The organism is Sphingobacteriales bacterium (assembly GCA_016719635.1).
Lineage (GTDB): Bacteria > Bacteroidota > Bacteroidia > Chitinophagales > JADIYW01 > JADJSS01.
The window spans coordinates 49077-61078 of the sequence record JADJYT010000006.1; the positions used below are offsets into that span (position 1 = coordinate 49077).

A 12002-nucleotide genomic window follows, 5' to 3' on the forward strand; every position below is an offset into this window, starting at 1 on the left:
AACGTTACAATGGTTGAACTTACACCAACGATTTCAGTATGCCCAAATATACGGGTTTGTTCGCTTCTATGGAAAAATTATATAACACAGTTTGCCGTGCGTTCGTACCGATTCGTTTCCTTTCTTCCGGATGGTCTATCAGGTATTTCAGTTTCTCCAGCCATTCAGCCTCTGTTTTTACCAGGAACCCGTTTTCATTATCCGTGATAACCCGGTTGATGGCAGCACCTACATTCGTGGCTACCACCGGCAATCCGAAGGTCATATAGGTCAATGCTTTCAGCCCGCTCTTGCCCATCACCCAGGCATCCATGGGCAACGGATATACTCCGATATCCATCCCCTGCAGTTGCGTTGCTTCTTCTTCCTTTTTCCAGTCGAGGTATTCGTAATCCACTCCATTCATATGAAAGGTAAAATTTCCAATGACACGCAACTTAAACGTCCGTTCCTTTGCCAGTTGCTGAAAGACATTCGTCAGCAGGTACAAATATGGCACGGTGGAATGGGTGCCGGTCCAGCCAATCACTACCGGCTTGTCGTTGGTATAGGTATTCACCGGAAACATCCGTTCTGTATCCAGCGTGGAGGAAATATCGGTACATTGTTTACAATACTGAAGTGCAAATGCGTTGAGGTCCGGCGTGCAGGTAATGACATGGTCGGCATACTTCATCAACGCTATCGGCTTGTCTTTTCCTTTCAGCATATAGATGAAATGGTTCATCGCCGAGCCTTCCGATTTGTAAATCATGTCATCGATATCATACACGATTTTTTTGGATAGTTTGCGTATCATCCATTCAAAGAACGGAGGGCCAAGCGGGGTTGCCCATAAATGGATATAAACGATATCATATTTGTGCAGGCGGAACAGATCCAGAAAACGATGCAGGTAGCCGCGCAGAGTACCCATCACCTTTCGAAGCAGGAATCCCGGTTTGTAGATGATTTCCCAGAAGTCATCATCTACAAAGGAACTGGTGACGGGGCGAAAACCGTTCTTTTCGAAGTGTTCAAAATATTGTTCATATTTCAGCCGTTGGCTGGCGGCTTTCCCGAATGGATACGGCGACAGAAAAAGTACTTTTTTCTTTTGCATGACGAACGCGAAATGAATTAAGGTTTCTCGGCAACCAGTAAAAATTGTTCGCCTAAAAACTTCCAGGCAAACGGCATATTCAGATATGTCTTTATAATAAAACTGTTAACGGGCAGAAACCCTTTGCTCCGAAAAGATAAGGGAAGAAACTGCGGATAGTTTTTTACGATATTAAATCCGGCGCCGTATAAGTGTTCGGCGACACCCAGTTCTGTCAGGATAACCGTATGGTCGGCAAAATTGAAGTAATCTTTATAGGTATAACGGAAGTTCGGGCCCATGATAACGATACGCCCTTTGCTTTTCAGCGTCTTGAACATACGTTCTAAAAATTCCGCCACTTCAAACTGGGAGTTCAGGTGTTCCAGAAAATTGGAAATAAAAACACCGTCAAAATAGTTTTCCGGCAACTCCACTTCCAGGTTGTTTCCGATGATGGTTTTAATATCCGGCGCGGCAAATTTTTTCACCTCATCGGAAAGGTCAATCGTCCAGCGTTCGGCAGAAGGGACATGATTGATAAATTCACATAAACCACCCGCCGGGTCCAGTGTTTTTTGCGGTTTGTTTAAATGTGTATCGTACAGGAAATGAGCAATTTCTTTCCAAACGACATTCTTTTTCTGCATATCTACATCCGCAAAGCGGTATTCGTATATTCTGTTATGATTCATGTTTTTCCGTTTTATTGAAATGAATTTGATAGATCATGAAGGACAGCGAAAATAAGTATAAAAATCGTACAGGTATAGTATATCTGGACTGAATCACGAAAGGCAGGTGAAAAATGTCAAAATAGAGGCAAAAAAAGAGCGGCAGCCAAATGATGACCAGCAAATCGCGCCGTTTTAGCATACAAACCAAAAAATATCCGATAAACAGCAGCAGGGTGAACGAAGTAGCGATGAAAGTAATGACGGTTCTGGTTAGTTCAAACCTGTTCATCAGGGTATATTGATTCAGAGACAAGCCCGTATACCAAAGCCTGAAGAAGGTATAGCATTTCAGTTTAACGGAATATCCAAAGTCTGATAAATAATGGTTGACGGCAATTGTGCTTAATAATTGTTCCCTTTCAGACGTGTAGGTCGCATTGTAGGTCGCAAACAGTTCCGGATGCTGTTTCATTATGATCAGGTTGGCGCTGTCCTGAGCGGTTAGGTACTTGCTGCAGAGTCGTTCAATACTGTCCCATTCACGGTTAAAGACCGGAATGTTTTTGCTGGTTTCTTCGTCTGTCGCAAAATTAATGAGCGCATCTTTGTAGGTCGCATTTGTCCAATACCTTCCTGCCGCATAATTGACCATTTTCGGGCTCCAATAACCCAGATATAAGGCCCCGGCGCCTCCTTCCAGCGGCGTAATCTTAAACTGATGATGGTGTTTTAGATTCCAGAAACCATAGGGCAGCAGGGTGGCAATAAACAACAGCAGGAAAACACTGTTTTTAGCCGGGGATAACTTTTTATACTGAAGCAGGGGCCATAAAAAACGCAGGATAGGAATAAATAAGATGACCGGTCTAACCTGGAAACAAAACCCATACAGCAAAGCCAGCCCTGTCATTTTTTTCCAGCTGTTAACGGGAATGCAAACCTCCACATACACGATAAGCGTAATTAAAAACAACATCAATGCTTCCGGGTAAATAAGCGCCGGGTAAGGCAGTATCACAAAATTAAGGATGACGAAGGACAGGAATAGATTTTTTACTGCCAGCGGTTGTTTGTATCTGTCAGAGATTCGCAGCATAAGACAGATTGCACCGAAAAACAGCGCCAATTGCACCATCTTGATGAAAATGACCGATTCACTTATAAGGCTGCAGGCGTATAAAAACAGCGGATATCCCGGGTTTCGGAAGGTGTCCGGCACATACTGCGGCAGAAAATACCAGTAGGTGTATCTGCCCTGCTGAAAACCCTTCACATAATTCATGTAGGTATATTGGTCGCCGGAGATATAATGGATGTTATAGCCAAATAAAAACAAGGTTTCTGCCAACAATACCGCCAGGAGAAAATAAAAGGTGGTTTTTTTATTCAGAACAGAGAGGGCTTGTTGCGCGATTTGCATAAAGAATGGCTAATTCTGCGTAAATTTATGAAAAATCAGACGAATAATCTTTTCTATATGCACACAATCCCGATGGTTGATTTGCAGCAGCAATATGCCCTATTAAAAAAGGAAATAGATGCCGCCATTGAGCAGTGTTTACAGCAATCTGTATTTATTGGAGGCCCCGTTGTGGCAGCATTTGAACAGAACCTGAAGGAATATACGGGCATGAAAAATATCATCAGCTGCGGCAACGGTACCGATGCCCTGCAGATAGCGCTTATGGCACTGAATCTGCCCAAAGGCAGCAAAATTATCATTCCGGCGTTTACCTATATCGCGCCGGTGGAGGTGATTGCCCTGCTTGGACTGGAACCTGTCTTTGCTGATGTCGACCTAACTACCTTTAATATAGGGATGGAACAGGTGCGGCAGGTATATACCGAAGATGTAAGGGCTATAATTGCCGTTCATTTGTTCGGACAACCGGCAGATATGACTGAAATTGCCTTATTCGCCAAAGAACATCGGTTGTTTTTGATAGAGGATAATGCCCAGTCATTGGGAGGTGAAAAAAACATTCAACGCGATTCTGTGGTCACCACCTCCTTTTTCCCCACCAAAAATTTAGGCGCTTACGGAGACGGGGGTGCCATCCTTACAAACAACGATGCCCTGGCAACCCGGATGCGCCGTATTGCATCGCACGGACAATCTCAAAAATATACGCATGAAACCATCGGTATCAATTCAAGGCTGGATACCCTGCAGGCCGCGGTATTGAATGTTAAACTGAAATACCTGGAACAATATATCCAACAGCGACGCAAAGCCGCCGCTTTTTATCATCAGCATTTAAAAGAAATTCCGTCCATTGAGCTTCCCGCAGCAATTGAAAACAGCGGACACACCTTCCATCAATATACCATCCGGGTGGCACCGGAACAAAGAAGTGCATTGCAGCAATTCCTGAAAGAGAAACATATCTCCACTGCAGTTTATTACCCCTTACCCGCCTATCGGCAAAAGGCCTATTTTAACGATAAGATACGTTTACCGAACACGGAATGTCTGTGTTCATCCGTCTTGTCGCTTCCAATTTATCCTGAAATTTCCGAAACACAATTATTGTATATTTGTACGGCAATCAGTGATTTTTTTCAAAACAACTAAAGAATGTCCCTGCATTATTATAAACACGAAACCGCTGTAGTAGATGACGGTGCAGCCATTGGACACGGCAGTAAAATATGGCATTTCTGCCATGTGATGAATGCGGTGATAGGAAATAACTGTATACTGGGGCAAAATGTTTTTGTGGCGGATAATGTACGAATCGGGGATGGCGTAAAAATTCAAAACAATGTTTCCCTGTATGACGGGGTGTTGTGCGAAGACGATGTTTTCATTGGACCATCCGCCGTATTTACCAATGTCATCAACCCGAGAGGTTTTATTGAACGTAAGAAAGAATACCAAAAAACCATTGTCAGAAGAGGGGCCACCATCGGTGCGAATGCCACCATCCTTTGCGGGGTCACCATTGGAAGATATGCTTTTATCGGGGCAGGTGCCGTGGTAACAAAAGAGGTGAAGGATTATGCACTGGTAACGGGTAATCCCGCCCGGCAAACCGGCTGGATGAGCGAAGCGGGCGGTAAACTGGTGTTTGAAGACGGAGCAGCCACCTGCCCTATTGACCATAAAAAATACAAGCTCGAAAATAACCGTGTTGTCAGGATATAATCTCTGCTGCAGATGACAAAAAAATTCGCTCTCATAGGACTTGCCGGCTATATCGCGCCACGCCACCTGAAAGCCATCAAAGAGGTGGGCGGCGACCTGGTGGCGGCGCTGGATATCGCGGATTCGGTGGGTATACTGGATCCGTATTTTCCGGACTGTGCATTCTTTACAGAGGAGTCTGCGTTCTATGATTTTTTAATGGATAAAGAGCCGGTTGATTATCTGGTGGTTTGTTCCCCTAATCATTTACATGAGGAGCACTGTTACGCCGGATTAAAACTGAATACGGATGTCATTTGTGAAAAGCCGCTGACGCTGACCACAGAAAGCCTGGCCCATCTGGAGGAAGCTCAACAGTACACCCGAAAACACATTTATACCATTTTACAATTACGGCTGCATCCCAAATTGCAGCAACTGAAGGAGGCGACAGAAGCATCTCCGCAAGAGGTAGCAGATGTGCAGATTGAATATTTTACTCCTCGTGGAAAATGGTATCATGCCAGCTGGAAAGGAGACATCAGTAAATCCGGAGGTATTGCCACGAATATCGGTATTCACCTGTTTGATTTGGTGGTGTGGCTGTTTGGGGATGTTAAAGAAGTGCAGACGGAAAAACAGACCCCGACAGAAAGTATCGGAACAATAGAGCTGCAAAATGCCCGTGTTCGCTGGCATCTGAGCATTGAACCCGATGTGCCGCCCAAGCGGCAAATGATTATCAATGGTGTCATGCATGAGTTTACGGATGGCTTCGCGGACCTGCATACGGCATCCTACCGGCGGATTTTGGAAGGAAAAGGTTTTGATACAAGCATAGTGAGACCGTCCATAGAATTGGTAGAAAAAATCAGAAAAGCGCTGTAATCGTTTCGGATTTTTCCCTACCCCGCCCCCTGTCATTTCGAATGAGGAACGAATGAGAAATCTTGCTAAGGTTTATGGAGAATAAACCTGTAATACACTAAACTGTAGCAAGATCTCTCTCCGCCTGCCGGCGGATCGAGACGACGGTTGTCAAAAAAAGAGCAGCACGTCTCAACCCCGCTCCCTGTCATTTCGAATGAGGAACGAATGAGAAATCTTGCTAAGGTTTATGGAGAATATCTGCCAGGAACAGCAAGATCTCTCCCTGCGCTCGAGATGACGGTTGTCAAAAAAAGAGCAGCACGTCTCAACCCCGCCCCCTGTCATTTCGAATGAGGAACGAATGAGAAATCTTGCTATGGTTTATGGAGAATAAACCGGTAATACACTAAACTGTAGCAAGATCTCTCTCCGCCGGCTGGCGGATCGAGACGACGGTTGTCAAAAAAAGAGCAGCACGTCTCAACCCTGCCCCCTGTCATTTCGATGAGGAACGAATGAGAAATCTTGCTACATTTATGAAAGATGTCTGTCTTGGAATAGCACAAGATCTCTCCCTGCGCTCGAGATGACAGTTGTCGTAAAGAAGCAGAACGTTCCAACCCTGCCCCCTGTCATTTCGACGAGGAACGAGGAGAAATCCTGCTAAGGTTTATGGAGAATAAACCGGTAATACACTAAACTGTAGCAAGATCTCTCTCCGCCTGCCGGCTGATCGAGACGACGGTTGTCAAAAAAAGAGCAGCACGTCCCTACCCCGCCCTCTGTCATTTCGAATGAGGAACGAGGAGAAATCCTGCTACATTTATGAAAGATGTCTGTCTTGGAATAGCACAAGATCTCTCCCTGCGCTCGAGATGACAGTTGTCGTAAAGAAGCAGCACGTCCCTACCCCGCCCCTTGTCATTTCGACGAGGAACGAGGAGAAATCCTGCTACATTTATGAAAGATGTCTGTCTTGGAATAGCACAAGATCTCTCCCTGCGCTCGAGATGACAGTTGTCGTAAAGAAGCAGCACGTCTCTACCCCGCCCCTTGTCATTTCGACGAGGAACGAGGAGAAATCCTGCTACATTTATGAAAGATGTCTGTCTTGGAATAGCACAAGATCTCTCCCTGCGCTCGAGATGACAGTTGTCGTAAAGAAGCAGCACGTCTCTATTCTGCCCCCTGTCATTTCGAATGAGGAACGAGGAGAAATCCTGCTACATTTATGAAAGATGTCTGTCTTGGAATAGCACAAGATCTCTCCCTGCGCTCGAGATGACAGTTGTCGTAAAGAAGCAGCACGTCCCTTTCCCGCCCCCTGTCATTTCGAATGAGGAACGAATGAGAAATCCTGCTACATTTATGAAAGATGTCTGTCTTGGAATAGCACAAGATCTCTCCCTGCGCTCGAGATGACGGTTGTCAAAAAAAGAGCAGCACGTCTCAACCCCGCCCCCTGTCATTTCGAATGAGGAACGAATGAGAAATCTTGCTATGGTTTATGGAGAATAAACCGGTAATACACTAAACTGTAGCAAGATCTCTCTCCGCCGGCTGGCGGATCGAGATGACGGTTGTCAAAAAATGAGCAGCACGTCTCAACCCCGCCCCCTGTCATTTCGAATAAGGAACGAGGAGAAATCCTGCTACATTTATGAAAGATGTCTGTCTTGGAATAGCACAAGATCTCTCCCTGCGCTCGAGATGACAGTTGTCGTAAAGAAGCAGCACGTTTTCTCCTTGCCCCTTGTCATTTCGACGAGGAACGAATGAGAAATCTTGCTAAGGTTTATGGAGAATAAACCTGTATACACTAAACTGTGCAATCTCTCCGCCTGCGAGATGACGGTTGTCAAAAAAAGAGCAAGACGTCTCAACCCTGCCCCCTGTCATTTCGATGAGGAACGAGGAGAAATCCTGCTATGGTTTATGGAGAATAAACCGGTAATACACTAAACTGTAGCAAGATCTCTCTCCGCCTGCCGGCGGATCGAGACGACGGTTGTCAAAAAAAGAGCAGCACGTCTCAACCCCGCCCCTGTCATTTCGAATGAGGAACGAATGAGAAATCTTGCTAAGGTTTATGGAGAATAAACCTGTAATACACTAAACTGTAGCAAGATCTCTCTCCGCCTGCCGGCGGATCGAGATGACGGTTGTCAAAAAAAGAGCAGCACGTCTCAACCCTGCCCCCTGTCATTTCGATGAGGAACGAATGAGAAATCTTGCTAAGGTTTATGGAGAATAAACCGGTAATACCTAAACTTAGCAAGATCTCTCTCCGCCGGCTGGCGGATCGAGATGACGGTTGTCAAAAAATGAGCAGCACGTCTCAACCCCGCCCCCTGTCATTTCGAATAAGGAACGAGGAGAAATCCTGCTACATTTATGAAAGATGTCTGTCTTGGAATAGCACAAGATCTCTCCCTGCGCTCGAGATGACAGTTGTCGTAAAGAAGCAGCACGTCTCTACCCCGCCCCCTGTCATTTCGAATGAGGAACGAATGAGAAATCTTGCTAAGGTTTATGGAGAATAAACCGGTAATACACTAAACTGTAGCAAGATCTCTCTCCGCCTGCCGGCGGATCGAGACGACGGTTGTCAAAAAAAGAGCAGCACGTCTCAACCCTGCCCCCTGTCATTTCGAATGAGGAACGAATGAGAAATCCTGCTAAGGTTTATGGAGAATAAAACGGTAATACACTAAACTGTAGCAAGATCTCTCTCCGCCTGCCGGCGGATCGAGACGACGGTTGTCAAAAAAAGAGCAGCACGTCTCAACCCCGCCCCCTGTCATTTCGAATGAGGAACGAATGAGAAATCCTGCTATTGTCTTATACCAAGATTATATCCCATTGTGGATTCAGGGTATTTATCAGTATTTCTTTCTTATTCCTGCTCCACTTCTTTAATTCCTTTTCTCTTTCTATAGCACTCCTGATTGTAGAAAAATGCTCATAGTAAATGAGATTGTAACAGAAATACCTTCCGGTAAAACTTTTTATACAGTCTCTGTTTGCTCTGTGTTCTGACAGTCTTCTTCTCAAATTATTGGTGACGCCTATATACAATACTGTTCTGCCTGGATTGGTGGTTATATATACATAATAGTTTTTCATCTCTGCTATTGAGAGACAAAACTGTATACAATTCCATAAATTATTTCTAAAAAATGAGAGGGTTCTGTATAATAGCAAGAACTCTCTCCGCCGGCTGGCTGATCGAGACGACGGTTGTCGAAAAGAAGCAGAACGTCTCTATCCCACCCGCCTGTCATTTCGACGAGGAACGAGGAGAAATCCTGCTGAGGATTATGAGGAATATCTAACAGGTAGTATACTAATCTAGCAAGATCTCTCCCTGCGCTCGAGATGACAGTTGTCGAAAAAGAGCAGCACGTTTTTTGTGTAAAGAAGAAACGAAGATTATCTTCTATCCTTCCGGGCAAATTTTTTGCGGACGATTTCACCGTCATAATACACTTCCGCCACATAGACGGCGGCATTCAGGTATCCGGTATTTACAGGTAAATTATTGTAACCTTTTACTCCGTTAAAATCCGTAGTATACAAAACTTTTCCCAGGATATCGATGAGGCGAATGGACACTTTTCCATCCTGTGGCAGCATGACTCCGAAGTTCACCGTTTCATACGCAGGGTTCGGATAGATATTCAATACATCAAACTGACCGACCCGTGTTTCTTTGCAGGTGCTGTTATTGTCTAGTTTGTCTTCGCGGGCATTGTTATTGATATTATCGATGTTCGCACAAATAACCGGCACAGAACTGTCATCCACCTTGATTTCAGCCGTGAAACTGTATACCACCGATTTGCCCGGCATCAGGCTGCCTGTCCAGTTTTCCCGTACCAATCCGCCGCCGCTCAGTTGCAGGCTTAAACCTAAGGAGGTAATCTCAATATTGCTGTTGTTGACAATTGTAACCTGTACCTTATAAAAATCACCGTTAGGGGTAAAGTTGATACTGGCCATAACGCCATCCAGATAGGCTTTGCCAACCAGAATATATTTCGTCAGTGAATCCGTACAGCCCCTGAAATCGGTAGCTATCAGGGTTATCGGATAAGTACCCAGCGAGGCATAGGAATGAGCAGGCGGATTGTATGTATTGACCAAAGGGCTGGCATCTCCGTAATCCCAGATATAACTGCCGCCCGACGGAGACTGATTGGAGTAGGATACCGTTTCGCCGGGCATTACATTGGCCGGTGTAAAGTTGAATTTGGGTTCCGGTAATGAAGAGATGGCAATGGAGCGCAACTTGGTACCTGTACAGCCGACGCTGTTGGTGGCGGTCAGCTGAACCATATAATTGCCCTGCACATTAAAGGTATATCTCGGATTTTGCTCGACAGAAGTGGTTTGTCCGGAGAAGAACCATTTCCAGGCGTTGACAGGCGTGCCGTCCGGCGTGGAGGAAATATCTGTAAACTGGATTTCTTTGCCTACACACTGTGATTGGGATACGTCAAAATCAACCAGAGGGAAGTCAAACACCTTCACCTGTTTTTCCGCTGTGTCCACGCATTGATTGGAAGAACGAACTGCCAGTTTTACAGTATAGATTCCGGGTGAGTTGTATACCTTCTGCGGGTTTTGAATGGCATTTTCAAAGGTACCGTCACCGAATTCCCAGCTCCAGGCGGTAAGCGTAGACGGCGGTGCTACGGTGGCCAGATAGCGAAGCGATAACGGGCTTCTCCCGCAAACGGAATCAAAAGAAAAATTCGATACCGGTGAAGGATAAACGGTGGCCGGCAATGTTACGGAATCCGAACAGTTATTGGAATTCGTTGCTATCAGTTTTATATTGTATTCACCCGGAGTGGCGAAAGAAAAAGAAGGGTTCTGTATGGATTGGATAACACCCAGATCATCAAAACCCCATCTCCAGTCTGTCATGGATGCGGCATTTGCGATACTTTGATCTACAAATGTCGTTGCATTACCCTCGCAGGAAAGCAGGTTATAGAAATAGGGTTCCGGATTCCTGTTGACTGTAAATGTCTTAAAGATGGAATCTGTACACCCGACATTGGTCGTGATTTTTAAAGAAGCAGTGGCAATACCCGGCGTAGAAAAAGTATTGATCGGGTTTGGAATGGTAGCAGTGGTATTATTGCTGAATGTCCATCTTCTGGTTTGTGTGGTATTTCCCGGAGGAACAAGAGAGGTGTCAGTAAATGAGACAGGCGCATCTTTACATGCATTAGATATGATGAAACCAGCCTTTGGTGCCTTCCGGCTATCGTGATATTGATAGATTTGTCAATTATACAACCAGAACTTGTTTTTCCATAGATATGATATATCCCCGAATTATAAACACTTATAAATTTGTCTGTAACACCTGTTGACCATAAAATGGAATCAAAAGCAGATGGTGCAGATAAAAATATTTTTTCGCCTTCACAAAGAGTTAAAGAATTATTTATACTTGGGGAAGGAGATAGAAATGGCTCATCTACAATAACATTTAAAGTGTCATAAATAAAACAGCTTTTTGAATCTGTAATTTTTACTATGTATTGACCGCTTTCGTTAAAAGTTTGAGTTTGGTTAGTACTATTATTACCCAACCATAAGACATTATAGCCTGTTGGCAAATTTAATGTATAAGAAAAAAGACTGCCCTTTGCAAATAAAAACACATGCATTATCCAGGTTTTTGTAAGTGCTAACTTTAAATATTGTTTGTGATGATTGGTTGAAAATATCCTTCACTTGTATTGTGTGAATTCCATTTGCTTTAAGCATGGTTGATTGATTAATACTATTATTGTCCCATAAATAATTTTTATACATAGGAGACGCTGAAATGTTAAATGAATCACAAAAACTACCATTAACTATTGTATCTTTTATAAGAACAGGTGGGGCATATTTGTATAATAAAAGATCCTCAGTAAGATTTCGGTTTTCATCAGAAAGAGCTCAGTAAATAACAAAACAGAAGCATAGTCACCGTTCCAAAATCGATTCAATACATATCTATGGAACTAAGGTGGTCAATACTCGTGTTGCCAGTTGTAACTAAAGATAAAAGAGTATAATCAACAGGCTTTGTCGGCGTTAACAGGTGTTTGAACTTTATTTTTATAACCCAAACCATTGCTTACTTTTAAACTTGCATAATTTGGAGAAATTAAATTCGACCCGGCATCACTAATAAAATCACTAGATAATGAATGACCCAAAACATTTGCATAATCCTGAG

The 12002-nt window shown here is 44.2% G+C and carries 10 protein-coding genes; 5 read left to right on the forward strand and 5 right to left on the reverse strand.

Annotated features, from left to right (window positions below; genetic code table 11):
* Positions 1 to 19: 19 nt before the first annotated feature.
* Genes IPM95_11015 through IPM95_11025 form a run of 3 tightly spaced genes read right to left on the reverse strand, consistent with a single transcriptional unit; the run spans position 20 to position 3178 of the window.
* A complete protein-coding gene (locus IPM95_11015) occupies positions 20 to 1102 on the reverse strand; it encodes a glycosyltransferase family 4 protein (GenBank protein ID MBK9329810.1) in 1083 nt (360 codons plus the stop codon).
* 17 nt (positions 1103 to 1119) lie between these two features.
* Positions 1120 to 1776 carry a methyltransferase domain-containing protein gene (locus IPM95_11020; protein ID MBK9329811.1) on the reverse strand — a complete coding sequence of 219 codons (657 nt, stop codon included), beginning with the start codon at positions 1774 to 1776 and terminating at the stop codon, positions 1120 to 1122.
* On the reverse strand, positions 1766 to 3178 hold the full coding sequence (locus IPM95_11025; GenBank protein ID MBK9329812.1) for a hypothetical protein: 1413 nt from the start codon (positions 3176 to 3178) through the stop codon (positions 1766 to 1768). Before IPM95_11025 ends, IPM95_11020 begins: the two co-directional genes overlap by 11 nt.
* A 72-nt stretch (positions 3179 to 3250) precedes the next feature.
* Here IPM95_11025 and IPM95_11030 point away from each other — a divergent pair, with 72 nt between their 5' ends.
* Genes IPM95_11030 through IPM95_11040 form a run of 3 tightly spaced genes read left to right on the forward strand, consistent with a single transcriptional unit; the run spans position 3251 to position 5773 of the window.
* Positions 3251 to 4333 (forward strand): DegT/DnrJ/EryC1/StrS family aminotransferase, encoded by a 1083-nt coding sequence (locus IPM95_11030; protein MBK9329813.1) that lies wholly within the window; start codon positions 3251 to 3253, stop codon positions 4331 to 4333.
* Between the two features lie 3 nt (positions 4334 to 4336).
* Positions 4337 to 4906, forward strand: a complete 570-nt coding sequence (locus tag IPM95_11035) for an N-acetyltransferase (GenBank protein MBK9329814.1) — start codon at positions 4337 to 4339, stop codon at positions 4904 to 4906.
* Positions 4907 to 4918: 12 nt separating this feature from the next.
* Positions 4919 to 5773, forward strand: a complete 855-nt coding sequence (locus IPM95_11040; protein MBK9329815.1) for a Gfo/Idh/MocA family oxidoreductase — start codon at positions 4919 to 4921, stop codon at positions 5771 to 5773.
* A gap of 2823 nt (positions 5774 to 8596) precedes the next feature.
* Here IPM95_11040 and IPM95_11045 read toward each other — a convergent pair.
* Both IPM95_11045 and IPM95_11050 read right to left on the reverse strand, forming a co-directional pair.
* A complete protein-coding gene (locus tag IPM95_11045; GenBank protein ID MBK9329816.1) occupies positions 8597 to 8881 on the reverse strand; it encodes a GIY-YIG nuclease family protein in 285 nt (94 codons plus the stop codon).
* A 306-nt stretch (positions 8882 to 9187) separates the two neighbouring features.
* Positions 9188 to 10687, reverse strand: a complete 1500-nt coding sequence (locus IPM95_11050) for a PKD domain-containing protein (GenBank protein MBK9329817.1) — start codon at positions 10685 to 10687, stop codon at positions 9188 to 9190.
* A gap of 112 nt (positions 10688 to 10799) precedes the next feature.
* Here IPM95_11050 and IPM95_11055 point away from each other — a divergent pair, with 112 nt between their 5' ends.
* Together IPM95_11055 and IPM95_11060 are read left to right on the forward strand one after the other, a co-directional pair.
* Complete coding sequence (locus IPM95_11055; protein ID MBK9329818.1) at positions 10800 to 11039, forward strand: hypothetical protein; 240 nt, start codon at positions 10800 to 10802, stop codon at positions 11037 to 11039.
* 83 nt (positions 11040 to 11122) lie between these two features.
* Positions 11123 to 11275 (forward strand): hypothetical protein, encoded by a 153-nt coding sequence (locus IPM95_11060; protein ID MBK9329819.1) that lies wholly within the window; start codon positions 11123 to 11125, stop codon positions 11273 to 11275.
* The last annotated feature ends 727 nt before the right edge of the window (positions 11276 to 12002 follow it).

Bases quoted from the DNA above. Each gene is read 5' to 3' on its own strand.
- IPM95_11015 (MBK9329810.1), bottom strand. From the start codon at position 1,102: ATGCAAAAGAAAAAAGTACTTTTTCTGTCGCCGTATCCATTCGGGAAA.
- IPM95_11020 (MBK9329811.1), bottom strand. From the start codon at position 1,776: ATGAATCATAACAGAATATACGAATACCGCTTTGCGGATGTAGATATG.
- IPM95_11025 (MBK9329812.1), bottom strand. From the start codon at position 3,178: ATGCAAATCGCGCAACAAGCCCTCTCTGTTCTGAATAAAAAAACCACC.
- IPM95_11030 (MBK9329813.1), top strand. From the start codon at position 3,251: ATGGTTGATTTGCAGCAGCAATATGCCCTATTAAAAAAGGAAATAGAT.
- IPM95_11035 (MBK9329814.1), top strand. From the start codon at position 4,337: ATGTCCCTGCATTATTATAAACACGAAACCGCTGTAGTAGATGACGGT.
- IPM95_11040 (MBK9329815.1), top strand. From the start codon at position 4,919: ATGACAAAAAAATTCGCTCTCATAGGACTTGCCGGCTATATCGCGCCA.
- IPM95_11045 (MBK9329816.1), bottom strand. From the start codon at position 8,881: ATGAAAAACTATTATGTATATATAACCACCAATCCAGGCAGAACAGTA.
- IPM95_11050 (MBK9329817.1), bottom strand. From the start codon at position 10,687: ATGACAGACTGGAGATGGGGTTTTGATGATCTGGGTGTTATCCAATCC.
- IPM95_11055 (MBK9329818.1), top strand. From the start codon at position 10,800: ATGGAATCTGTACACCCGACATTGGTCGTGATTTTTAAAGAAGCAGTG.